General features: G+C 44.3%; 16 protein-coding genes and 1 riboswitch. Of the genes, 6 read left to right on the top strand and 10 right to left on the bottom strand.

All coding sequences use genetic code 11. The features are described 5' to 3' along the window. Positions 1 to 82: 82 nt before the first annotated feature. Positions 83 to 3,223, bottom strand: coding sequence for a sialidase family protein (locus BK026_RS10985; protein ID WP_071815895.1), 3,141 nt, complete (start codon positions 3,221 to 3,223; stop codon positions 83 to 85). 216 nt (positions 3,224 to 3,439) lie between these two features. Next, positions 3,440 to 6,343: a pitrilysin family protein gene (locus BK026_RS10990; protein ID WP_256253776.1), complete on the bottom strand. Its 2,904-nt coding sequence runs from the start codon at positions 6,341 to 6,343 to the stop codon at positions 3,440 to 3,442. Positions 6,344 to 6,733: 390 nt separating this feature from the next. Between BK026_RS10990 and BK026_RS10995 the strand changes: the two genes are divergently transcribed. Further along, positions 6,734 to 7,291, top strand: a complete 558-nt coding sequence (locus BK026_RS10995; RefSeq protein ID WP_071815897.1) for a DUF1439 domain-containing protein — start codon at positions 6,734 to 6,736, stop codon at positions 7,289 to 7,291. An 89-nt stretch (positions 7,292 to 7,380) separates the two neighbouring features. Then, on the top strand, positions 7,381 to 9,081 hold the full coding sequence (locus tag BK026_RS11000; protein WP_071815898.1) for a YdiU family protein: 1,701 nt from the start codon (positions 7,381 to 7,383) through the stop codon (positions 9,079 to 9,081). 260 nt (positions 9,082 to 9,341) lie between these two features. Here BK026_RS11000 and BK026_RS11005 read toward each other — a convergent pair whose 3' ends face one another. The 6 genes from BK026_RS11005 to BK026_RS11030 all read right to left on the bottom strand — a co-directional run bounded on the left by BK026_RS11005 (position 9,342) and on the right by BK026_RS11030 (position 16,051). Next, positions 9,342 to 11,135, bottom strand: coding sequence for a TonB-dependent receptor domain-containing protein (locus BK026_RS11005; protein ID WP_143142121.1), 1,794 nt, complete (start codon positions 11,133 to 11,135; stop codon positions 9,342 to 9,344). Positions 11,136 to 11,317: 182 nt separating this feature from the next. Further along, positions 11,318 to 11,494, bottom strand: a riboswitch (cobalamin riboswitch). 31 nt (positions 11,495 to 11,525) lie between these two features. Beyond that, positions 11,526 to 12,389: a cobalamin-binding protein gene (locus BK026_RS11010; RefSeq protein ID WP_371264976.1), complete on the bottom strand. Its 864-nt coding sequence runs from the start codon at positions 12,387 to 12,389 to the stop codon at positions 11,526 to 11,528. Further along, complete coding sequence (cobO, locus tag BK026_RS11015; RefSeq protein WP_071815900.1) at positions 12,386 to 13,012, bottom strand: cob(I)yrinic acid a,c-diamide adenosyltransferase; 627 nt, start codon at positions 13,010 to 13,012, stop codon at positions 12,386 to 12,388. Before cobO ends, BK026_RS11010 begins: the two co-directional genes overlap by 4 nt. A gap of 45 nt (positions 13,013 to 13,057) precedes the next feature. Continuing rightward, on the bottom strand, positions 13,058 to 14,077 hold the full coding sequence (locus BK026_RS11020; RefSeq protein ID WP_071817615.1) for an iron ABC transporter permease: 1,020 nt from the start codon (positions 14,075 to 14,077) through the stop codon (positions 13,058 to 13,060). A 2-nt stretch (positions 14,078 to 14,079) separates the two neighbouring features. Then, complete coding sequence (locus BK026_RS11025; RefSeq protein ID WP_071815901.1) at positions 14,080 to 14,886, bottom strand: ABC transporter ATP-binding protein; 807 nt, start codon at positions 14,884 to 14,886, stop codon at positions 14,080 to 14,082. A gap of 46 nt (positions 14,887 to 14,932) precedes the next feature. Further along, complete coding sequence (locus BK026_RS11030; protein WP_071817616.1) at positions 14,933 to 16,051, bottom strand: adenosylhomocysteinase; 1,119 nt, start codon at positions 16,049 to 16,051, stop codon at positions 14,933 to 14,935. Positions 16,052 to 16,395: 344 nt separating this feature from the next. On the opposite strand from BK026_RS11030, the gene BK026_RS11035 reads away from it, so the two are divergent. Next, the gene (locus BK026_RS11035; RefSeq protein WP_071815902.1) at positions 16,396 to 18,669 is read left to right on the top strand and encodes a transcriptional regulator; all 2,274 of its coding nucleotides are present in this window, start codon (positions 16,396 to 16,398) and stop codon (positions 18,667 to 18,669) included. On the opposite strand, the gene BK026_RS11040 is transcribed toward BK026_RS11035, so the two are convergent. Continuing rightward, positions 18,598 to 19,161 (bottom strand): GGDEF domain-containing protein, encoded by a 564-nt coding sequence (locus tag BK026_RS11040; RefSeq protein ID WP_256253778.1) that lies wholly within the window; start codon positions 19,159 to 19,161, stop codon positions 18,598 to 18,600. The genes BK026_RS11035 and BK026_RS11040 overlap by 72 nt on opposite strands. A gap of 328 nt (positions 19,162 to 19,489) precedes the next feature. Between BK026_RS11040 and BK026_RS11045 the strand changes: the two genes are divergently transcribed. Further along, positions 19,490 to 20,422 (top strand): AEC family transporter, encoded by a 933-nt coding sequence (locus BK026_RS11045; RefSeq protein ID WP_071815903.1) that lies wholly within the window; start codon positions 19,490 to 19,492, stop codon positions 20,420 to 20,422. A gap of 289 nt (positions 20,423 to 20,711) precedes the next feature. Then, the gene (locus BK026_RS11050) at positions 20,712 to 22,952 is read left to right on the top strand and encodes an alginate lyase family protein (RefSeq protein WP_177247904.1); all 2,241 of its coding nucleotides are present in this window, start codon (positions 20,712 to 20,714) and stop codon (positions 22,950 to 22,952) included. A 230-nt stretch (positions 22,953 to 23,182) separates the two neighbouring features. Here BK026_RS11050 and BK026_RS11055 read toward each other — a convergent pair whose 3' ends face one another. Beyond that, on the bottom strand, positions 23,183 to 24,070 hold the full coding sequence (locus BK026_RS11055) for a LysR family transcriptional regulator (protein ID WP_071815904.1): 888 nt from the start codon (positions 24,068 to 24,070) through the stop codon (positions 23,183 to 23,185). Between the two features lie 98 nt (positions 24,071 to 24,168). Here BK026_RS11055 and BK026_RS11060 point away from each other — a divergent pair, with 98 nt between their 5' ends. After that, complete coding sequence (locus tag BK026_RS11060) at positions 24,169 to 25,668, top strand: CoA-acylating methylmalonate-semialdehyde dehydrogenase (protein WP_071815905.1); 1,500 nt, start codon at positions 24,169 to 24,171, stop codon at positions 25,666 to 25,668. Positions 25,669 to 25,674: the final 6 nt, after the last annotated feature.

Raw genomic sequence — 25,674 nt, forward strand, 5'->3', positions numbered from 1 at the left:
CGCGATGTGTTTAGACCAGTAAAAAGCCCCGCTAGAAGCGGGGCTAAAATTAAAGTAAATATCTGCTAAATTGTACTAGCCCTTACAAACTCTCTAAATCAAACGCGCCTTGCTTAGATAGTTTATCATTCAACGGTTTCACTTCCTCACCAAACAAGGTTTCTAGCTGCACTTTATACTGCTGCCACTTTGACTCTAAGTCTTCCAACCGTTTTAGTGCACCAGCTTGTGCAGGCGCGCCCGTTCTGTCGAAGTTATCCATCAAGAAACGGACTTGTCTGTCGAGCATATTGGGCCAGTTAATGTCATCCTCAAAAGTTTGATGTTTGGGCTGAATAACCAACGCTTCCCAGTCATCGATGGCACTAATAATGCGCTCGATTGAAGCCGACACATCGCTTGCCAGCATTACGTTATCTTCAGACACACCGTTTAATTGTGCTCGCACATCACGGGCTTTTTGCAGGTGTGCAAACAAATCATTCAGTAAGGTTTCCGTAGCCTGAATGCTCTTTTCAACCACTTGAAGCTGCGCTTTATCAGCTTCTTCTCTTGGGTCTGGAAGTACTTTAAACGCGCGGGTTTGCGCCTGTTCACCTACTGTGATTTTCGCTTTGTAGTCTCCAGGCATAACACGGGCGCCGTTCCAACCGCCAAACAGTTTTACATTCTCGATGCAGTTCAACGGCTCACGGCGAAGATCCCAGACAAATTCGTTGTAGCCCGCTTTCGTTGGAGGGTGCTTGAATTTAACAGGGCTGCGAACATCTTCGTTACCTTTCGCACACTTTTCAAATTCACTCGGTGCAGATGACAGTGTGCGAACAAGCTCGTTATCGGCATTGAATATATCAATGCGCAGCGTTTGCTCTTCTTCTAGCGCGTCTTTGAGGTAATAACGGAAGGTAGCGCCACGTGGCGGGTTTTTCGCTTGAGGCTGGTCAGTCATGCCACCGCCAGATAGCAAGCGAACGCCATCTACAGGTTCAAACTGAAACAGCGTTTCTTCAGCCAGTGATTTATGCACTTCACGCAGCGGCGCTATGTCGTCCAAGATCCAAAAGCCTCGACCTTGCGTGGCAACAACCAGATCATCACCTTTAACCTGCATATCGGTAATCGCCACAGGCGGCAGGTTTAAGTCTAATTCTTGCCAATGCTTACCGTCGTCGAAGCTAATAAACATACCGCTTTCTGTACCCGCGAACAGCATGCCCTCGCGCTCTGTATCTTCACGCACTACTCGAACAAAGGCGTCCTCTGGTAGGCCTTCGTCAATACGCTTCCAGCGCTTGCCGTAGTTATCGGTTTTGTAAATGTATGGCGTATAGTCATTTAATTTATAGCCTGCTACCGCAACGTAAGCTCTGCCTTGTGCATGAGGGCTTAGTTCTATGGCATTGACCTGCGCTTCTTTTTTATGAGGGGTAATATCTTTCCAGTTTTTGCCCTCATCACGGGTTATGTGAAGCTTACCATCATCAGCACCAACCCAAAGCTCGCCTTTGTTAACTGCCGATTCGGCAATATAGAAAACCGTATTGTAGTATTCAGCCCCGGCTTGTTCGTTAGTGATCGGCCCGCCGTTCAGCCCCTGCTTTTCAGGCTCGTTACGGGTTAAGTCTGGACTAATTTCTTGCCAGTTCACACCGCGATCTGTGGTTTTTAAGATCATCTGCGTGCCGTAGTAAACGGTGTCAGGATCATGCTTTGACACTATTACCGGAGCATTCCAGTTGGTGCGGTACTTTTGATCACGTGCATTTCTACCAAACACATATTCAGGGTAAGGCATAATAGGGCGTGTAAGTCCACTATCGCGATTATATTCCGTGAGTGTTCCATTGATGGTCGTGGCGTAAATAAGGGTTGGATCATCCGGATTAAACGCAATATGCGCACTTTCACCACCGCCCACAGCAAATTGGTCCTCAATGCCTATACCGCTGCTCCAGGTTTCAGACGGCGTTGCCATGGTCGAGTTATCTTGCTGTCCGCCATAAACATAGTACGGGTTTAAGTTATCGGTAATAACACGGTAGAACTGCGCTGTAGGCTGATTGTAAATACTAGACCACGACTCTCCGCCATCGAAGGTAATGGTTGCGCCACCGTCATTAGCGTTGATCATGTTTAAGCTGTTTTCTGGGTTTATCCACATATCGTGGGTATCACCGTGGGGCAGAGATTTAATTTCGAAGGTTTTACCGCCATCAATGGATTTATGCAGCTGCACATTCATTACATACAGGGTATTTTCGTCATTAGGGTCAACTTTGATGTGGTTGTAGTACCACGCGCGGGCTTTAAGAATATTGTCGCCGTTCATTAACGACCAGGACTTGCCCGCATCATCACTGCGATAAAGGCCGCCTTCATCAGCCTCGATAATGGCATACAGGCGCTTAGGGTTAGACGCGGAAATATCAATGCCCACTTTACCAATAAGCGCAGGCAACCCTTTTTCTAACTTGTCCCAGCTTTCACCACCGTCTGTTGACTTATAAAGGCCGCCGCCTTCACCGCCTGACTTGATAAACCAAGGCGTTCTTCCGTGATGCCACATACTCGCGTAAAGAATTCTGGGGTTAGTGGGGTCGATAGCTAAGTCGGCAGCGCCAGTATCGGCATTCACTTTCAACACATGCTGCCATGTTTTACCACCGTCTGTTGTTTTGTAGATACCGCGCTCTTCATTAGGCCCCCAAATATTGCCCTGCACCGCAGCCCACGCTATGTCGGGATTAGTTGGGTGTATGCGAATTTTAGGGATTTGGCCACGTTTATCTAACCCTGCCAGCTCCCATGTTTCACCGCCGTCTGTAGATTTGTAAACGCCCTTGCCGTGGCTTGTGGTTACGCCTCGAATAGGACCTTCACCTGTGCCTACATAAATAACATTGGGATCTGAAGGAGCAACAGCAATAGCGCCTATGCTGCCAACAGCAAAATCTTTGTCCGAGATTGCTTTCCAAGACAACCCTGCATTTTCAGTCTTCCAAACACCGCCACCTGCAGTTCCCATAAAATAGACGTTGCTGTTACCCTCAATACCCGAAACAGCAACCGAGCGCCCACCTCTATATGGCCCAATAAACCGGTATTCCATTTTTTCGAAAAGTTTTGGTTCAACGATTTCGCTCAGCGCAGAAACCGGAAATGTCGTGCTAATAAATGTGCCAATAGACAACGCAAACGCAGCGATTTTTATCCTTGAAATCATTGATTGAATGCCTTTTTTTGTAGTAATTGATTGGTAGTTTTGCGTACAGAGCCTGAGTGCATTAGGTAAAAACTATAATGTAGCAAGAATTAGCTCAGCTATCATAATGCAATTTTTTTTCTCACATTAGCAAGAGACGTCATGCGCGACTATCCATAGTCAAACAAAAAAAGCCCACGATTTGTGAGCTTTCTGCCTAAGTCCGCTTCTTTTTACTTAATTTAAAGGTTCAATAGGGTTAGCATTCACATCTAATAAAACCGGCTCTCCATAGCCGAATTCTTTCATTCGCGCTAATTGAGTCTTCGCATCACCAACAACTACATAGAACATATTCTGCTCTTTCAAGTGAGTATTGATCGTGTTGTGTACGTCCTCTAATGTGACGGTTGTCACATATTCTTGGCGCTCGCTAATGTAATCGTCCGACCAACCATAACGGCTAATATTTTCTAACACATTAAGCTGCTGACCTAACGTTTCGAATTTTCTCGCGTTTCCTTTTACAATCATATTTTTAGTGACATCTAAATCGTCTTCACTATATGTTGATTGATAGTTGTCAATAAGATCTTTAAAGATATCCAATGACTCTAGCGTTACATTGGTACGCACTTGTGACGACGCTATAAACGGCGATTGGTAACTTGCTCCGCGAATATAAGAATACGCCCCGTAGGTATACCCCTTTTGAATGCGCAATGTCTGAGCTAGGCGAGCACTCATGCCACCACCTAAGCGGTTATTTGCCACAACGATAGGATAAAAGTCAGGGTGTTGAGCAGGAACCACTGCTTTGCCCACCATAATTACTGACTGCTTGGCATCCGGTAAATCGATAAAATACAAGGATGGTTTTTCGCGTGTAACCACTTGAGGTTGAACGGGAAGTGTAAGATCTTCTCCTTTCCAATCTTTCAATACAGAAAGCGCGCTTACCACCTGCTGCTGACTCACATCGCCAGCCACTTGGAAAGAGGCTAGCTTCGGCGACATATTCTTGATGTAGTAAGCCTTGAGGTCATCAAGTGAAATAGCATTTACTGTTTCTTCCGTGCCACCTAAAGGGCTACCCGCAGCATGATTTTCTGGATATAACAGCTTAAAATACGCATTTCGTGCAATTGATTGTGCATCACCTTTTGCTTGTTTAATCGATGTTAGCTGGGTTTGCTTAAGGCGTTCAAATTCACTAGGATCCCAACGCGGCTCCAACAGCATTTCTCCCAATAAGCCAACAGTCTTATCGAAATTCTTGACCAATGAACGACCTCTTACTGTGATCGATTCGCGATCGCTCATTACGCGTAAAGACGCCCCAAGTAGTCCGATAGCTTCTTCCAACTCTTTAGGCGTTTTAGACTTGGTGCCTTCATTCATCATTAACGCAACCAAGTTTGCTGTGCCGAGCTTCTCACTATCATCAAGAAGCTGACCACCTTGAATGGTTAAGCTGAAATTAACGATAGGTAGTTCATTTTGTTCAATGCCCAAAATAGTGAGGCCATTAGCCTGTTCAGTCTGCCATACTTGGGGCGCTGTTAAGGTTGGTAATTCACTCAGTGGTGGCTCACTGCGATCGTGTTTAGTCTGGGTCTTAGTAAATTGAATAGCATCGTTTTCTACAAATTCTTCTTCTGCACCCTGCTCTACCACTTCTTCAACGATGTCTGCTTTTTTAGAACCTGAAACCGCCAGCGAAACCTCACCTTTTGGCACAAAGCTCGTAACAATATGGTGTTTATCTTTAATATATTTATTAAAAACGTTTTTTACATCTTCAGCGGTAACAGCAGTAATATTGTTGATGTCTTGCTTAATAAAATCAGGTGAACCGGCAAATTCATTGTACTCGCCAAGTTTTTGTGCTTTTCCGAGAACGCTCTCTATTTCATAAAAAAATGAAGTTTCTTGTTCTGCTTTTATCTTGGTAAGTTGGCTTTCACTAAAGCCGTTTTTCTCAAATTCATCGAATGAAGCCTGAATAGCGGCATAGATATCATTCAGGTTAGTACCTGGGTTACCGCGAACCAAAATGGTGAAAGTGCCCGCAATTTCTTCGGCGCGATGCCATGAATACGCACCTGGCGCCAGCTTTTGCTTTTCAACAATATTTACGTACAAAGGCGCTTGCTTGCCTGACGACAAAATTTCGCCTAAAGCATCGAGGGCGTATGCGTCCTTATGAAAACTTTCTACTGTTGGGAACGTTAACCTGATTTCTGGTAACTTTGCGAAGTTATCTTCGTGATAAAGCTTCTTGGTTTCACTTAATGTTACTGGCTGCGCTTCCATCGACGCAACTTCAGGGCCCGATTTAATCTCACCAAACCAAAGCTTCACTTTTTCTTTCGTCGCGGCAAGGTCAATATCACCTGCAATCACCATTGTTGCGTTAGATGGAACGTAATACTTGTCGTAAAACTCCCTTACATCATCTAATGTGGCTGCTTGTAAATCTTCTAAATCGCCAATTACCGTCCAGTTGTACGGGTGATCTTTTGGATACAGTGCCTTTTTAATTACGTGACCTGCATGGCCATAAGGGCGATTATCCACTCGCTGGCGCTTTTCATTTTTAACAACTTGCTTTTCCCGCTCTAACGTCCCTTTATCTACGGTATTTATCATAAAACCCAAACGGTCAGAATCTATCCAGAGCAGCTTGTCAAAAGCGTCTTTCGGCACAACCTCATAGTAAATCGTCCCGTCACTCCAAGTCCCCCCATTTCTCTCTCCGCCAAGTTCAGGGATCATTTTGCGATTTGCTCCCTTTGGCACGTTTTCAGAGTCGTTAAACGACATATGCTCGAAGAAATGTGCAAAGCCTGTTCGTCCAGGCTTTTCACGACTCGACCCCACATGAACAATCGTAGAAATAGCCACAATAGGGTCAGAAGTATCTTGATGAAGAATGACTTTAAGGCCGTTATCTAAGGTAAACGATTCGTAAGGTAGGTCAAAGCCACTGTTATCGGTTTTATCTTGTACTTGTGACGATGTATTCATCTCATTTTTCACGTCACTTTTACCACATCCGGTTAATGTAAGCGCAGCGCCTAGCATCATCCCCATTGTTATTCGATTGACTGTCGTTTTGACCTTTCTTATTGAAGCCATGCTCTTTCCTAGGATCTTATTTATATTTTTAGAATAGACTTGTCGCCATAAAGGCTGACGTTGAACCGTAAAGGGTTATACCACTGTTGCTTTAGTGGTGAATTCCAAGATACTTAATTCGCACCGTATGCGCTACTAAATACATAATTACTTACAAGTCTTAATGTGCTGTTCTGCTTATATTTCGCGATCGCTTAAGGCGCAAATAACGTATGGAAAGGGTGAGTTCTGTCGTGTTAGATATAAGTAGAATGAATTGCCGGATAACAAGTGACAAGAAAGGCAGTGTTACAATCGAAAGCCATCTAAACTATCAAAATAATGACTAGATATTGTTAGGCATCTATTGTTTACTCCGCATTTACCTAACCCTATCCGAGAGATAAAAGTATGAAATCGATAGCTTTACTCTTAGTTACTCTTTTTATAAGTAGCTGTGCAACCCTGTCTCAATTCTCTGTTTATTCAGTAACAGAGGCAGATATTGAACAAGCGCTTGACGCACAATTGATGAACCTTCAAAAAAAGGCGTCGTTGGCCGGTATTCCACTTCAGCTCGCTGTCGAAGATTTGTCGGTAACCGTGGGGCCTGACGGGAGGGATGTAGTTAGATTAAGCACGCGTTCGACAGCGCGAGTGGGTGCATTTGGTCTAACGTACCCGCTTAAAGTGAGTCTAGCAATAGAAGGCACGCCCTATTATGATACTGAGGATAAAGCGATATATGTACGCTCTCTGTCGCTACTAGACAGCACTATTGATGCCGGCGCCTACAAAGGAAACATTGCACCTATTAGTGCAGAATTTATGATGCTGTTAAACGGCTTTTTGTCTACCAACCCCGTATATAAGTTAAATGACAACAACAAAGCAGTAGCGTTGCTTTCAACTGTACCTTTACTAATGAGCGTAGAACAAGGCAAGTTAGCCCTACGCCCCAAGCCGTAATTGTCATTACGGCTCAGAATAATGACGACACACTAACACTTGTATAATACACATCATCATAACCCTATAACCAAGTATGATAACGCCATATGCCAAATGTTAACGCGCCAATAGAATCTATAGAAGACTTTGCCCAATGTATCGACTACTCGTTAATACATGCTCTTACGCCTGATCCTCACGCTAGTAATGATGGCTTGGATCACGAGCCAAGACAGGTTTTCTCAGGCCATTACGTGCCCGTCACTCCTACGCCACTTTCATCCCCCGTGTATATTGCGCACAGCCAAACACTGTTTGATGAATTAGGCTTACACGAAGATTTCGCTTCTCATCCGCATTTTGTACGTTTATTTTCTGGTGATATGTCGGGCCTTCCTAAGCCTATGCTGCCTCATGGATGGGCCACGGGCTATGCCCTTTCCATATACGGAACTGAATATACGCAACAGTGCCCTTTTGGAACCGGAAATGGCTATGGTGATGGACGCGCTATCTCTATTGTTGAAGGAGTGTTTAACGGCCGGCGCTGGGAGATGCAGCTAAAAGGGTCCGGCCGAACACCGTACTGCAGAGGTGCAGACGGCCGCGCTGTATTGCGTTCTAGTGTACGAGAATTTCTAGCGCAAGAACATATGCACGCGCTTGGCGTACCTACATCTCGGTCACTGAGTTTAATCATGTCGGCATCCGATACGGTCGATAGACCTTGGTATCGCGAGAATTCGACTTCGTACGAACCTGAAATCATGGTGGAGAACATAGCGGCCATTTCCACCCGCGTCGCCCCTTCATTTTTGCGTGTAGGGCAACTGGAACTTTTTGCCAGACGAGCGCGTTGTAATGAACACAGTGAAGCGTTAAATGAGCTCAAAGCCATTGTTAACCACCTTATTGAGCGTGAATACTCAAGTGAAATAAACACTACCATGGCATTTAATGAACAAGTGGTTGCATTAGCTGGACGATTTCGAGACCGCTTGACTCGCCTTGTTTCTAATTGGGTTCGCGTCGGTTATTGTCAGGGTAATTTTAACAGTGATAATTGCGCAGCTGGCGGCTTCACACTAGATTATGGTCCGTTTGGTTTTTGTGAATTTTTTGAAGCTGACTATCAGCCATGGACGGGTGGCGGAAGACATTTTTCATTTCTAAACCAACCTATTGCGGCACAAAAAAATTTCGACATGTTCTGTCGCTCACTTGTCCCTCTTATTGAAAACGACGAAAGGCAGCTGGCTCAACTAAACCATATTAATGACGGTTTTTCAGAGGCCATGGAAAGCGCGATGCAGAGCATGTGGGCAAGTAAGCTCGGACTACAAAATTACGACCATGACCTACTTATCAGTTTGCTGCAGTTGATGTTGCGCACAGGGGTCGATTATTCCCTATTTTTCCGCGAATTATGTGCAATACCAAAAAGCGTGGATAGCTTAACAAAAAGCTTTTATGGGCAAGCCAAAGCGCCACTTCTGGACGAATGGAAATTGTGGCTTGATAAGTGGCGCAACCACGTGTTGAAACAAAGTGATAGCGTGGAAATAATGGAGGAAATTTCGATAAAAATGCGCAGCACTAATCCAAAGTACACGTGGCGCGAATGGCTTATATCACCGGCATACAAAGCAGCAGAAGAAGGAAATTTTACGCATATCCATGAGCTGCAACAGGTACTTACAGCCCCTTATGACGAACAAACCGAAGCGGTTGAAAAAAAATACTACCAACGCCGTCCACTCGAATTCTTCAACGCCGGTGGCGTTTCTCACTATAGCTGCTCTTCATAGCGTCAAACGCTATACAATCCGCAGAGATCATTACCCACTCAGCGAGCGTTTAAATGTTCGTAATCACGACGTGTTACTGCAGGTATAGTGGTTCTACATCAAGGTGACACAACAAAGAGTATGGACGTTTTAAACTCACCCTCCGAGAAGAGTGGGCAAATATCTATGCGAATTGGTAATAAACGGTTTTAATAATAAGAGAGGGGCGATTAAACGCCCCTCTTTTACATGTGCAACAAAAGACAAACAGTCTTGTGCTTTTACATTTGATAGTTAATGCTTAAATACACGGCTCTACCTAATGTTTGATAGTTAAATACCGTCTCGTATTCTTCGTCAAATAAATTGTGAAGCTTCAACTTGCCCGAAACGACATCGCTGAAGCGGTGATTAACACTTACATCGACAATCTGATAGCTCTCCAGTGTTGTCCCTTGATCAACTCTGTCGCCTTTGTATTCGTAGTTAAAGAGGAAGTCTGTGGTATCAAAACTAGCCATAAATTGATAGCTGAACTGATTTTTCGCCCTTCTTGCTAAGCGCGTATCGTTTCTTGCATCAATCGCGTCAAGATACCCGTAATTTACCGTATGTCGCCCACCAAAGCCGCTGTAGCTTGCGATGATATCGACACCGCTAATCTCGGCCTGTGCAATATTACGAGGTTGCCAAATATTGTCAGCATCCGGCGCCCATTCAATCAAGTTTTCAATATCAGTGGTGTAATAGCTTAATGAGGCGTCAACGGTGTTCGTTTGATAAGTTATCGATACTTCTTCGGTTTCTGATGTTTCAGATAATAATTCTGCATTACCACCAAATGGGAAGTAGAGATCGTTGAATGTAGGGGCTTTAAAACCGGTTCCCTTCGCCACTGACACAAGCAACGCATCTGTTATATTGAAACCTACACCTGCATTATAGGTAGATTCACTATCCACGTTCTCAACATCGTCATATCGCAAGGCAAGCTCAGCAGTAAATCTCCCAATATCTACCAATCCGTGGCCGAAATAACCTTCGATTCGACGCTCGGTTTGTGCAAAGTCAGTAGACGAAACAAGCTCTTCTTCGTATTGGTCGGTACCGACCACCAACGAAAACGCCTCGTTAAATTGCGTGGTATTTGACAACGTTAGCTGATCGCGACGTGTTTCGAATAAATCACCGTCTTTTTTATCTCTACCGTTGCCAAAGCTTAAATTTTTATCTTTTGTCGCGCCAACGGATAGGCTTGACGTATTGCTTACGCCACCGACGTGCCAATTATAGGCACCTCCAATTTGCCATTCTTGTGTTTCATCCTCGCTCTTGTTTAAGTAGGTTGAATCAAAATCGGTGTCTTGTTGCGCTGATTTAAACAGCCAGTTTAACGCAATGCGCTCAGAAATTGATTGCGCACCGTTTACGGTGAAACTGACGTTATCGTATCCGTCTTCATCTGGCTCTGAGGTCTTTAAAACATCTAAGCCATCACTGCGTTCCTTCGTCACCGCGATAGTTGTCGCACCGTCGCCGTGCCCGACGCTTCCCCCAAGATAGTAAGCTTGAGTATTGTTCGTTCCATACTTGGCATTAACGGTCACGCTACCAGGCGATTGGGTTCGTGTAATGATATTAATTACACCACCAATCGCATCAGAGCCCCATACGGCTGCGCGTGGCCCTTTTACAATTTCGATACGCTCAATTAAATCAACAGACATGGTGTACCACGTGGCTGCGCCGCTACTTGCAGTATTAACGCGAAGACCATTGACTAACACCAGCGTCTGATCTGAGCTCGCCCCACGCATAAAAACAGAAGACACCTGTCGGCCAGCACCGTTTTGCGCCACATCGATTCCTGCAAAGCGTGATAGTAATTCCGGCACTGTTTCTGCCTGGGCTAGCTCAATATCTGCGCGCTCAAGCGTGACCTGTGTCGCCAGTGTCGATAAAGACTGATTAACGGCTCGAGTTGCAGTCACCGTTATGGTTTCAACTTGCTCATCGGCGTATGACAGCGGAGATACCGCAGCACTTATAGCCATGATCAATAATTGTTTTTTCACTTGTGTGTTTCCTCAATCTAAATAGGGGACGATTGAAGGAGGGAAGGAGAATGTTGACGAGCGAAAAGCTCACATGATAGTTACTATCAATATGCTACGTATACATCCCAATGAAGCCCTCCGCTTCATTCGTACTTGCTGTCTTCGCTCGCGTTTTTCTGCCTTTCGGCCGGTGGTCGGTTGATGAGCGTGTTTATTCAGGCCGGTGTCGGGCTTGCACTTTGTGCTTTACCGTTGCGGGGGCAGCAATGGAATTGATACATTTCACTGTGAAATTCATATCTCACCATATTTCCCGTTTACCCTAACCAGAACAACGATTGCGTTGCTCGTTAGGCACCTGAGACAGTGGCGCGAACCTTATCCAGTTGACCATTTTTTGTCAAATAATTAATTAAACGTAACCCTCGCTTTGTGTACGTTTTCACAAAGCAATGCCACTTCGTCTAACATGCGTGTTGTCATTCTATGGGTTTTATCCGCATCAGGATGGAAGATGAAGCCATGCTTTACCGCAGGAATTTGGGGCCACTTCTGCCAGTTCAGCGCATCGCTATTTTCAACAGAGTGTGGCGTAGGCTGAATGACGATTTGAGGGTTACTCGCTAACACTTTCTCTAAACTAACTAAAGGATAATCTTCGTTCAACGAAGCAAATGGATTAAGTACACCACAAACCTCAAGCTGCTTTTGTAACCATGCATCGTTCGCCACTGTGCGTAAGGGTCGGGCCCATAGTTCATAGAACCCCTTCACCGGTATTGCTTTAGCGTATTTCTTTTTCAACTCAGAAAGCCGTTTTTTGTAATCACGGGCTAGCGCTCTAGCCTGCTCTTCTTTCCCTACTATTTCACCTAAAAAAAGTAAGTCATCCGCAATGCTCTCAAGCGAAGTTGGATTTGAGTACACAACCTTAATCCCATATTTACGTAAGCGCGTTAGGTCATCTTCTGGATTTCCAGTACGCCAAGCTATCACCACATCAGGCTTAAGCTGAACGATTTTTTCTATTTGGAGTCGCGCATAATTGCCTACACGCGGGATGCGCTTCGCTTGCTCGGGGTAGTCAGAATGCGCCATGGTGGCAATAATTTGATCACCCGCTCCTAGCGTAAAAAGTGACTCAACAACATGAGGTGCAAGCGCCACAATTCGCAGCGATTGTTCTGTTGCGTAGTCACTTTTAGAACCTGACGCATGCAGTGGTACACAAAGTAAGCACCACATTCCAATAAAAAAAATAGTGAGCCTCACCAATCAATTCCCTCTTGGGCCTTTATTCCGCTATCGAATGCGTGTTTTATGGGTTTCACCTCACTAATGGTATCAGCAATATCCATAAGTGAACGATGACAAGCTCTACCTGTTACCACTACGTTTTGCATCGCCGGTCGCCCTTTAATGGCGGCAACCACCTCATTTACGTCCAAGTATTTAAAACTCAGCATGTACGTTATTTCATCGAGCAACAGCAAATCGATACTAGCATCTTGGAGCCAGAGCTTAGTTTGCTCCCAAGCACTTTTTGCCGCAGCAATATCAGTGGCCTTATCTTGAGTTTCCCAAGTAAAGCCCGTGCCCATAACGTGAAAAGGGACACCATGTGCTTGTAATAATTCGCGCTCTCCACATGGCCAAGTTCCCTTCACATATTGCACAACAGCGGCTTTTTTACCATGACCTACCGCGCGTGCTACGGTGCCAAAACCCGATGTAGATTTCCCTTTTCCATTGCCGGTGATCACAATGAGGATACCTTTCTCTTGCTGCGCTTGTGCTACACGTTCGTCAACTTTGGCCTTGTATTCTTTCATTCTGGCCTTGTGCTTTTTGTCGGCGTTGGAAAGCGATTGTTCATTGTTATTGTCGTCACTCATACATCTACAAACCTTTTTAATATGCTTAAGAAAATGCTATACGCGCTAGCTGCGCTGACGGATGGCTATAAAGAAAAATATACTTCCAATAGCCGACGTGATTATGCCAATAGGTATTTCTTGTCCAACCAACGCGGTGCGCGCTACGATATCAACAAGTACCATAAACGTGCCCCCTAAGAGTACACAGCCAAGCAACAAAGTTCGCGTAGTAACTCCAACCCAATGTCTGACAATATGCGGGATCATTAAACCTACAAAGCCTATGCCTCCGCAATAAGAAACAATACAAGCGGTTAATGCTGCACATATACCAAGGGAAAGCATTCTCATAAAACGCGTATTCACGCCCAATGTTTTGGCCGTGTCATCTCCTAATAGCATAGCGTCTAAGTGGCGACCGAATAGCAACAATACGGCTACGCTTGATACAACAACCGGCAACATAACCCATGCATACCAGACTTCCGCCCTGGCCAAACTTCCCATTAACCAAAATACAACTTTATTCGCCGCAAAGGGCTCAGCGATAAACAAAAGAAAGTGTGAAAACGCGCCAAGCATGAAAGATACAGCTACACCCGCTAATAAAAGGTGTTCAGTGCGTCGGCCAAGGGCACTTGCCACTAGCACTTGTACTAAGCTCACAGCAAATAGCGCACCTAAAAACGCAGCGGCGGGAAGTGCAATAGAAAACGACATGCCATTTGTTAACGACGAAATGCCCAGCTCAGCAGCTACGCTGTTACTGAAGAGCAAAGTTGCTACGCTTGCTCCCAATCCCGCGCCAGCCACTACACCGAATAGATATGGATCTGTCAGGCTATTGCGTGTAACGTTTTGCAACGTTGCGCCAGCCACAGATAAGCCTACGCCCACCAAAAAGCCTATAGCTACTCGTGGAAAGCGAATTTCCCAAAAAATTAATTCATCTGTTGTATTTTTGCAGCCTTGAAAGACACATTGTCCTACCTGCGCAATCGAAAGATCTGCTGCACCGTAAAACAAAGACAGTACGCACGCTAACAGCGCACTCGCCACAAGTGCCGCCCACTTTAACGCCATATTCATTTTCGCCACCGGCGCAAATCTAACACATGCTCACGGTCGGGTTTAAAGGTAATATTTGGCCGTGTATCTCGCGTGTCGACATGGCACGGAATGCGAAATACTTGTGTCAGACGATGTGATTGCAATACATCTGTCGCGTGACCAAAGGCAACTAATTTACCTGAATTCAACAATGCTAATTTATCGCAGTATTGCGCAGCAAGGTTCATGTCGTGCAAACTCATAATAATGGTCAAGTTTAGTTGCTTGGCCATATCGTGAAGCAACTGTAAAATTTGATGTTGGTAAAAAACGTCCAGATGGTTTACCGGCTCGTCTAATATCAACAGCGACGACTGCTGCACCAACGCTCGCGCTATCAAGGCTCGCTGTTGCTCACCACCTGATAGGCGGCTGTAAACTTGGCGAAATTTATGGGTAAGCCCCACAGCTTCAATGGCGTTTGCAATGAGCATAGTATCGCTTTCTGTCTGGCGGGAAAAAAGCGTTTTATTTGGCAGTAATCCCATGCGAACCACGTGCTCAACCGTAAGCGAAAATACAATATCGTTAATCTGACTTACTACAGCAATTTGCTGTGCCAAACCCTGTACAGAAAAATCTTTAATGTCTTTTCCGCCCCACAGAACGCGACCATCTCCTAACAGTTGGCCCGCCAACATCTTTAACAAACTTGTTTTTCCCGCTCCGTTTGGACCAAGAAGCCCAATTACTTCCCCTTTACCGACAGTGAAGTTAATGTCGTCGATAATAAGCGTATTATCTAACGTTAGAGATAAATGTTGCACATCTAAGCATGACATTTCAGGTGAAGGGTCCCTATTTAAACCATGTAATTAAGAAAACGTTTTATAACGCTTGCTTCCAAGCATTTTCAGGCAAAAGATAAAGCCCACTTTTGCTTTGTGAGCCGTGTTCGACGATATGTCCAACGCCTGCGGCCATAACTGCCAGCGTTACATCAAAGGCATTTATACTGTCGCCGTAGCCAGCGGTAAGATTGAACATAGAGCCATCAGCTAACAAAAAGATCGTTTTACCGTTAATTTGATAGGCATTTACATAGGGCATGGGCAAACTTTCTACCGCATTCTGCTTCAAATAGGGTACATCAATTTCTTGCGCAACATGACCCACATTTAAAATGAACGTGCCATCTTTCATGGCATCAAAATGCTGAACGCCAATCACACCGTAGGCACCGGTTGCTGTAGCCACCACATCGGCGGTTTTTACGGCTTCTGCTAATTCAACTACGGGCCACCCGTCATACTTTGCTTGAAGCGCTCTCGCGGGATCTACCTCTGCAACTTGCACCTGTGCGCCAAAAGCTTTCGCTGAAGCTGCTACTCCTTGCCCTACTAACCCATAACCTATCACCACAACCACTTTTTCATGCAGTGTTAAATGGGTAGTTTGAAAAAAGGTTTGCCATGCACTTAAACCCACCATATGGCGATTGTGAAGCCCTTCTTTGACAGGCAAATCATCCCAATTAAAAATCGGATAGCGAGGTGCCATACCGTTAAGTCGATTAATACCAGAGCCCGTTGCCTCAAGACCCGCTACGATATCTGGAACAGGTACACCTTGCGCTAAATTTTGATGTAAGCGCGTGGTGAGGTCTGCGCCCATTTCACAAAGGTGTGTGGGCTCCCACGCCAAAGCCTTATCGAATGAGTCGCTCCACGCTTCATCAGACATATCTCTCCACGCGTGCGCTTCTGCCCCCTTACTTACTAAATAGTCAACCACTTCGTTTTGCACGGTAGTTGGATTGCATGTAGTAAGAAAAATATTGCATCCTCGCTCTAATAAGCCCTCTACAAGTGGCGCCATTTTCAAGTCAAGATGCATGTTACACGCCAGTTTAACGCCGCCTAAGTCGGGAAGCGCCTCTAGCGCTTTGCGGGTACGAGGCATATGAAGGGTAGCCCATGACAGTTCGGCTTGGAAATTTTGATACATGTAAAAAGCTCTGCGTCTAAAACCAGATATCATACGTGAGATTTGCGTGTTATAAAATGTATCTGAATTTGCTGATATGAAGCTTGAGTAACAGAAAATCTTTAATCACTTGTGCTTTTAGCTTATTACATATTATTTTGCTTTACCGTCTAATTTCTCTTTCTTAAATTCGCCAGGCAATGTGCTTAATCTGTCGTATTGCGGTATCGTCTACCTAACGGACGCAATCAAGTTTCATTAAATTTATTGCAAATTTTCGGCGTTTATTCATAAAGTTAGTGAAATGAATACTAAATTTGGCATACTGATGTTTAGATTTATTCAGTGCATTAGTTATCACCTAGATGGACTTAGAAAAACACGCAATGACGCCAGAATTGCCAAATGAAATTCAATTTAACGGCTGGGTACTCAAACCGAAGTCGAACTATATTAGTTTTGAATCAAATACAGTCGACTTAGAACCGTTATTGTTTGATTTGTTGGTTTACTTCGCACTGCATCAGGGCGAGATCATCACTCGACAAGATTTGATAACCTATGTCTGGAAACAAAAGTTTGTTGACGATAACTCAATAAATCGCGCTATGTCTGCATTGCGCAAAGTGTTAAAAACAAGCGGTGACAGTGCGCAAGCAATCAAAACACACTACAAAAAAGGCTACAGCTTTACGCCAGACGTCATCATAGTAAACGCACCACAATCGGATACCCCCCCTACGTTAGAAGAAAAGTCTACATCGCCCGCGTATAGCGAGATAAAAACAGCAGACTCTGTGTTAAAAGCGATGCAGGAAAAGACAGAAAAATCTGATGCACAGCAACACACACAATCATTCTTAACGCGCACCATTTTAACGAAGAAAGGCGCATTCACTGCGTTTTTCAGCGCAATATTAGTCGTTGCTTCGCTGTATGTATTCAACGCTCAACGCAACAGCTTACCGTCGCCTTTCTTGGAAAAGGCGAGCACTACACGCAACGTTGAGAAGACCAACGCAATGGCCAGCAGAACGAACTTGTTAAATCAGCGAGGCTTGGTGTTTGCGCCGAAAGTGAACCGAGATAAAACACTGCTCGCCTATAGTTTTATGGCTGAAGACAAAGAAAGGCTAGCCATTAATGTCAAAAATTTAAAAAGCCAAAGAACTTATGTCATTGCCGAAAAAGACGGAGATCTCTTCCCGATCACCTGGTTTCGAAACGAGCGACTTATTTATCAACTTATCAACGTGTCGCAGGGAGAGCTATTTTGTGAAGTTTGGAGCGCTCAATTAGCAGATGATCTGCTTGTGCACTCTGATGAAAAACTGTTTGATTGCGACTATCAATCAACCATCAATGGAAGTTTGATAGAGGGAGGAAAAACGCTCGTATATACAAAATATAATTACAGAGGAGCGCCTGTGTCCTCTGCTTTATTTGCTAGAAACCTTGAGACCAACAAAGAATATCAAATCACTTCCCCTCATATTGCAGGTCACGGCGATTATTACGTAACGGTTTCCCACGATGAAAAACAAATAGCTTATGCCCGCTCTCATCGAGGCGGTACAAGTATAATGATTAGTGATATTGATGGTAGTGAGCAAGAACAGCTCATCGATGTCGATTACATGGTCACATCGATATCGTGGAACGCCGAAAATAATGCAATTTCTTGGTTTGATCCGGTTCGATGGGAATTAAACACGCTAAACCTACACAATAACAAGCAGCTATCCTATGCACTCAACTTCAGCTACGCAATTAATCAATGGCTGGGCGTAGAAGTCATCGACAAATCGCGCTTTATATTTGCCAATCGCACTACAGACGCTGATATTATTGCAATAGATTTAGTAAAGACTAACGGCAAAGAAGCACGCCTCGACGTAGCGGTTTCAGGATCTTTTGAACAAGGTTTTGCATCGACGGGGGAAGAACTGAACGGCTATTATTTGGTATATGGAGAAAATGTCAGCGTTTGGCGCTATGTGGATGGCATCCATGTAAAGGTTAAAGATCTATCAGTACAAAGGCCTGCGAGCTTATCTGTTTCACCTGATAAGCAGCGTATCTTAGTTGCCGACAGTGATAGCGTCATGACTTACGACCTCAACTTTGAATTAATCAGCCACTTGAAGCTCGAGAAACAGGTCAGCCACGTGCAATGGCTAAGTAATGAAGAGTTAATTGCCATTTACGGCGAATATCGTTCATCTAAACCAGCAATAATCAGCCTTAGTACTGGCAAAGTAAATGAAGTAGGCGATTTGCTAGCCATAAATATTAGTAGAGTAGACAACAATACGATTGCAGTATTGGATTCAACGATGAACGTAAGCATGATAGATGTGCGTTCGAAGAACGTTTTACAAAAACAATTTTTAGAAAGCAGTACTGCGGAACATTTCGCCGCGGATACTACATTTATCTACTTTACAAAAAGTGTTAATGAAGTATATCGAAGACCTTGGAATGGTTCAGGCGAAAACGATGAGTTTATTATATCGACTTCAGCAGCCAACATTAGAGACTTAAACATAAGTACCGAGCCAGAAGCATCAACTGTCTTTTTGACGGTTGCTAAAATGACACCTAATACACTCTACGATGTTCAACTGGCGCAACAATAGATAATCGTTGTAACAAAGGTGCATGCGTAGGTTTTCTGCTATTTGCTTAGCGTACTGAGTACGGGTGTTAGGTAAGAATACTAAAAACTCTTCTCCGCCCCAGCGAAAGGTGATATCCGAGCCCCTAACCTGCCCTTTGATTTCTTCTGCCACTTTTTGCAGCACCTTGTCGCCCATGTCATGACCATACTTATCGTTAACTTCTTTAAACCAGTCGATATCGATAAGCATAACTGACATAAACTTATTGCTGCGCTTTCCCAGCTCCCAAACAGAGTATACCAAATCTCCAAAAGCGCGTCGGTTATACAACGAAGTGAGTGGGTCGAGCCTTGCATCACGCTCTGCGTTTCTGTGTGCTTGCTGAACTTGCTTGTAATTAAACGCCAGTGAAATAGACAGTAGAGACATTTCCAATACCATGCCAATTTCAATCCCCCTGAACGCCCACTTTGAATAGGGAATAAGTTCCCACGTGGCCAAACTCGACACTGTTGGGCCACCCGTTCCACACAAAATAGCGGGGAGGAAAAACTTAGCTAGGGTGTCGCCATTGCGATAGGCGAATAAGGGTTCAGATGCAGGGTCGACAATAGAAAAGGTAAACCCTTGTTAACATACAAATTAAGTTACGCTAATCAACAAAGATTGTGAATAAGTTTATTGGTTAGAATATTACGTAAGCACTTTTTCTTTGAGGTATTACCAATTTACTTTATGCATAAGAACAGAAAGTTGGCATACTATGCCCCTTACTGCCTATTTACAAAGCAGTAATCCATTGTTCTGTAAATACACTCAAAGGCGTTAGTTATTTCTTATGCTTAGCTTTATAACCAGCACGCTTATTCCTGTATTGATCCTTCTTTTAATGGGTTGGCTGTTTTTTCGGATTAAGTGGCTTAATGAAGGGTTTATCGAAGCTGGCTCTAAGCTGGTGTTTAACGTTGCGCTCCCTGCTCTACTGTTCTTATCAATCGCGAGAGCTGACTTTTCCAAAGCCGCGAATCTATCTCTTATGAGCGTGGGAGTGATAGGTACACTCATTGTATTTGCTGTGCTTATGATTATCTCTCACCTGACAGTACACCCGTATAAAGCCAGAGGTGTAGTTGTTCAGGGCGGTTTTCGAGCCAATATGGGTATTATCGGCTTAGCCTATTGCGCTAACACCTATGGGCAAGAGGGTCTAGCTGTAGCGTCTGTATACATGGGGTGTATTACCATCTTATTTAATGTACTGTCAGTGTTTGTTCTTAACTTTTACCAAGGTACGTCGCGCTCTTTAACGGGCCAAGTTACCGGCATGGCGAAAAACCCGTTGATCTTATCAATTGCCGCAGCCTTGCCTTTTTCATACTTCGAATGGCAACTTCCAGATACCCTAGTGCAAACAGGGGAATACTTCGCACAGCTTACCCTGCCACTTGCCCTTATATGCACCGGCGCCTCACTACAGTTCCGCTCTTTTTCCAGTGACTGGTTTAACATTGTACTTAGTACTACCAGTAAATGCGTAGTCTACCCCTTTGTATTGGTTGTTCTTGCCTACGCTCTAGGTTTTAAAGGAATGGAACTAGGCATTGTTCTCCTCTTAGCTATCTCACCTACTGCTGCTGCAAGCTATGTAATGGTTAGAAACCTAGGCGGGGATTATCGCTTAGCGGCAAGCATAATCGCAGTAAGCACATTGGTGTCTCTACCGATTACCGCCCTAGCTTTTGGAATACTTAGCAAATTGCAGCTTGTGTGATGAATAAGCGTTGGCACTAATTCACAAGCTCTATTTAACAGTAGTCTTTTTCATACTTGTTGACGCAATAGAGAAGCCTTTATTCTAACGTGTTAATTGCACCCAAAATATATCTAACCAATTAAGAAATTAAATTTACCAAAACAACCAATTGGTCTGATCCATTCTTCTTTAACTTCTGTTATTGTGTTTATTACAAATTGTCATTTTTAAATAACAACATTTTTACCCTACATCCGTTGTTGCCTGTTTTCACCAATGGCTATTTGACAACAAGGAAATAAATACAATGAACATCAAGAAATTTAGCCTTACTATGCTAGCTGTTGGTATCGGCCTATCGTCTTTTGCCAGCGAAGCAAAAGGTCACCCTAGCCTTATCCTTACCGAACCTGGCGTAGAAAGGATGAGAGACAACTTGGGTGAAGTTCCTCTGTTTGATAAAAGTTTGGCAACCGTTAAGCAAGAAGTAGATGCCGAAATTGCGATGGGTATCGATACGCCTATTCCAAAGGATTTCTCAGGTGGTTATACCCACCAGCGCCATAAACAAAACTTTTTTATTGCGCAAAAAGCTGGCGTTCTTTATCAAGTGTTAGAAGATGAAAAGTACGCCAAATATATTCGTGACATGTTGTTTCAATATGAAGCCATGTACAAAGACTTACCCCTTCACCCGCAAGAGCGCTCATATTCGCGGGGTAAACTATTCTGGCAATGCCTAAACGACAGCAACTGGCTGGTTTACATGAGCCAAGCTTATGATGCTATTTACGACTATTTGTCTGCTGATGAACGCAAAACACTAGAGGACAATCTCTTCCGTCCGTTTGCCGATTTTATTTCATTAGAAAACCCACAATTTTTTAACCGCGTGCATAACCACAGTACCTGGGGCATTGCTGCTGTAGGCATGATTGGTCTGGTTATGAACGATGAAGAGCTTATTCAACGTGCCCTTTACGGTATTGAAGACGATGGCTTAGAAGTGGGCGGTAAAGACAACGATGGCGGTACTATTAAAGTAGAAGGTCAGCGTAAGGGCTTTTTCGCAAATTTAGAAGAGCCCTTCTCTCCTGATGGCTACTATACCGAAGGCCCTTACTATCAGCGCTATGCAATGTACCCTTTCCTAATACTCGCGCTGGCTATGGAAAATAATCGTCCAGACTTAAAAGTGTTACAGCACAAAGATAATGTATTGTTAAAAGGTATTGATGCACTGCTCAACCTGTCTGACGCTGATGGTGAATTCTTCCCCCTTAATGATGCTCAAAAAGGCATGTCTTATAAGAAAGCCTCTTTAGTTACCGCTGTGGATCTCGCGTACTTTTACGGAGAGAAAGATCCTCGCTTGTTAAGCGTGGTAGAAAAGCAAGGTGAAGTACTACTACAAGAGTCAGGACTTGAAGCTGCTATTGATATTCGAGATGGCAAAGCGGTTCCCTTTGTAAAGTCCTCCGTTAATTTAAGTGATGGCCCGAACGGTGACCAAGGCGGCGTAGGGATTTTGCGATACGGCAATGAAGATCTAACCCTAGTGTTTAAATATGCCGCGCAGGGTCTGAGTCACGGTCATTACGATAAGTTATCGTTCTCCTTATACGAAAAAGGCGAAGAAGTTCTGCAAGATTATGGCCTAGTTCGCTTTGTAAATATCGGTCAAAAAGGCGGTGGTAACTATCTAAAAGAAAATACCACGTGGGCTAAGACAACCATTGCACATAATACTTTATCAATAAATGGCACAAAGCATTTTGATGGTGAGTACGACGTTGCCAGCCAGCATCACTCAGAACTTTTCACTTTTAACGCAGAAGATGACAACGTAAAAGTGGTTAGCGCAACAGAAGAAAATGCTTACCCGGGCACGTTAATGCACCGCACCATGGCGGTAATCAAAGACGAAAACTTCGAAAAGCCATTTGTATTAGACATACTACGAGTTGACACTGACAAGAAGAATCAATATGACCTGCCCTTCTATTACATGGGGCAGATAATTGATAAGAACTTTACTCACGAGTCACCTACCACGTTATCACCATTTGGTGAAGACAACGGCTATCAACATTTATTCGTAGAGGGTAAGGGTAACGCGAGTGAAGGTAACACTAAGTTCCAGTGGCTTCAGCATGGCAAGTATTATACGCTGACCACTGTTACCAACGCTGAAGACGAGGTGTATTTGACTCGCATCGGCGCAAACGATCCAGACTTTAACCTACGCCGCGACGCAGCTATTACGATAAGACGAAACGATACCCAAGACACTTTATTTGTTTCTGTAGTAGAGCCTCATGGTTCATACAGCCCAGTGAGTGAATCGTCGATTAACTCAAGAAGCAGTATCAAAAACCTTGAAGTCGTTTTAGATAGCGACGCGTATACTGGTGTACGTATTACCGACGTAAAGGGTGATACACAGCTATTTATTATTGCTACTAGTAATAATGATAACGGTGCAAGACACCAAGTTAGCCTAGGCGATGAGAGTTATAGTTGGATAGGACCTTACTTCTATATGTAAAAAGCTTTTCAGTACTTTTGTTGAATAACCTGCAAATAAGCCTCGTAGAGGCTTACTTGATTATAAACCTAGTACTTGTTTGCCATGTAGGCTTTGGCTTTGTAATGCTAGCGTGTGGGTCGAGTAAGTGCTTTTATTACATCAAACGTAGGTCTGTACTACTTTCAATACATCTCAAAATTTACGAATTAATAGTCTAAAACAAAGCACATTCGCTGATATACCTAACATCACTTATCAGTAAAACTTGTTTGATAACGCGCTACGTTTTCAATTAGCCAGTGTGTAAATGCTTGGAAGCGAGCTTGAGAATGGGTCTCTTTGTGCGTAGCTAACCAAAACGTGCGTTTGATGTGAATCTCGTTTTCAATTAGCCGAACCAAGCCTGGTTGTTTTTCAGCCATAAACTTGGGCAAAATGCCGACGCCAGCACCATTAATAAGCATTTGATATTGCGCATTAATACTGGTGCTGCGCAGCGCGCTTAACTGTGACAGTGCCGTTTCCTCAATGAACTTCAATTGAGGCGCATACACTAAATCGGGAACATAACTCACTAAATTGAATGAGGTAAGATCTTGTAATGTTTGCGGTTTTTTATCGTCGATAAGAGACTGATGGGTATAAAGATAAAGGTTATAGTCAGTCAGTTTTTGTGTAACCAATAAGCCTTTACTAGGCTTTTCTAACAAGATAGCCATATCGGCTTCCCGTTTATTCAGGTTTAGAAAACCGCTTGTAGCAACTAGCTCAATACTTATTCCCGGGTACTGCTTCTTGAAGTCGGCCAGTAGAGGTGCCAAAAACCAACTGCCAAAACCTTCAGAAACGCTCACCCTAATCGTACCGGCCAAGTGCGAACGTTCATCGCCTAACTCATTTTGCGCTTCCAAAAAGTAATGCTCTGCTTTTTCAATGTACGTGACTAGCTCACTACCATGGGTGGTAAGTACATAGCCCTTTTTAGTTAGCTCAAATAGTTTGCAATTTAATGAGTCTTCCAGCTTTTTTACACGCCGAATTAACGTCGTAGGGTCTACCTTTAAACCTTTAGCAGCAATAGCTACACGACCATTTCTTGCCAGTCCAAGAAACAAACGCATGTCGTCCCAATTCACTCAAACACCTGTATTTTTACAGCACTATACTGCAAGTATATGTATTGCCTTTGCAAACACAAGGTTTCAATATTGTTAAAAATTACAGGAGCTATGTCATGAGAAAGATTGTTCACTTTATCGCAGGAAAAGATTTTGAGGATAGCAGCGAAAATACTGCGTCGGTATTTGCGCCTAATACAGGTGAAGTACAGGCTGAAGTCAGCTTAGCGAACACTTCGACCCTAGCCTATGCAATTGAAACCGCTCAAGCTGCACAGGTTGAGTGGGCAGCAACAAACCCTCAACGACGCGCTCGTGTTATGTTTAAGTTCAAAGAGCTTGTTGAGGCAAATCGTGACCGCTTAGCGGCACTGTTATCGAGCGAGCACGGCAAAGTGTTAGTTGATGCGCAGGGTGATATTCAGCGCGGCCTTGAAGTTATTGAATTTGCCTGTGGTATTCCTCATGCGCAAAAAGGGGAATATACCGAAGGTGCAGGACCGGGGATCGATGTTTATTCCATGCGTCAAGCCCTCGGTGTAGTGGCGGGTATTACGCCTTTTAACTTCCCGGCCATGATCCCAATGTGGATGTTCGGAGTGGCAATAGCCTGCGGTAACGCGTTCATTTTAAAGCCATCAGAACGCGATCCGTCAGTACCTGTTGAACTGGCAAAGCTTATGATTGAAGCAGGCCTTCCTGCTGGTGTACTTAATGTCGTGCACGGTAACAAAGAAGTGGTTGATGGTATTTTAGATCATCAAACTATTAAGGCGGTGAGCTTTGTAGGCTCTTCTGATATCGCTAACTATGTATATGAGCGTGGCGCACGCGCTGGCAAGCGCGTTCAAGCCATGGGCGGCGCGAAGAATCACGGCATCGTGATGCCTGATGCAGACCTGGATCAAGTAGTAACCGACCTAGTAGGTGCTGCATACGGCAGTGCCGGTGAACGTTGTATGGCGCTACCGGTTGTCGTGCCTGTGGGCGATGAAACCGCTGAGAAACTTAAAGCCAAGCTTATACCAGCTATTAAAGACATTATGGTAAGCCATAGTGAAGATCCTAATGCCCACTATGGCCCTGTAGTTACCGCTGCTCACAAAGAGCGCGTTGAAGGCTATATCGACCTTTGCATAGAAGAAGGTGCTGAGCTTGTTTACGACGGCAGAACCAGTCAGATCCCAGACGACAGTCAAGGCTACTTTATCGGCCCAACGTTCTTCGACCATGTGACCAAAAACATGCGCTCATACCAAGAGGAAATTTTTGGTCCGGTACTTCAAATGGTGCGCGCTAAAGATTTCAACGAAGCGGTTAACTTGGCAAGTGACCATCAATACGGAAACGGTGTCGCGATGTACACCCGTAACGGCCATGCGGCACGCGAATTTGCGCAGCGTGTAAACGTGGGCATGGTTGGGATCAACGTACCTATTCCTGTGCCGGTAGCCTACCATACTTTTGGGGGCTGGAAGCGCTCTGCGTTTGGCGATACCAATCAACATGGTATGGAAGGAGTGAAGTTCTGGACCAAGGTTAAAACCATTACGCAACGCTGGCCTGATGGCTCAGATACAAACGACAACGCCTTTGTTATTCCAACCATGGGCTAAACCGGG

It is taken from the genome of Alteromonas sp. V450 (assembly GCF_001885075.1).
Classification (GTDB): domain Bacteria; phylum Pseudomonadota; class Gammaproteobacteria; order Enterobacterales; family Alteromonadaceae; genus Alteromonas.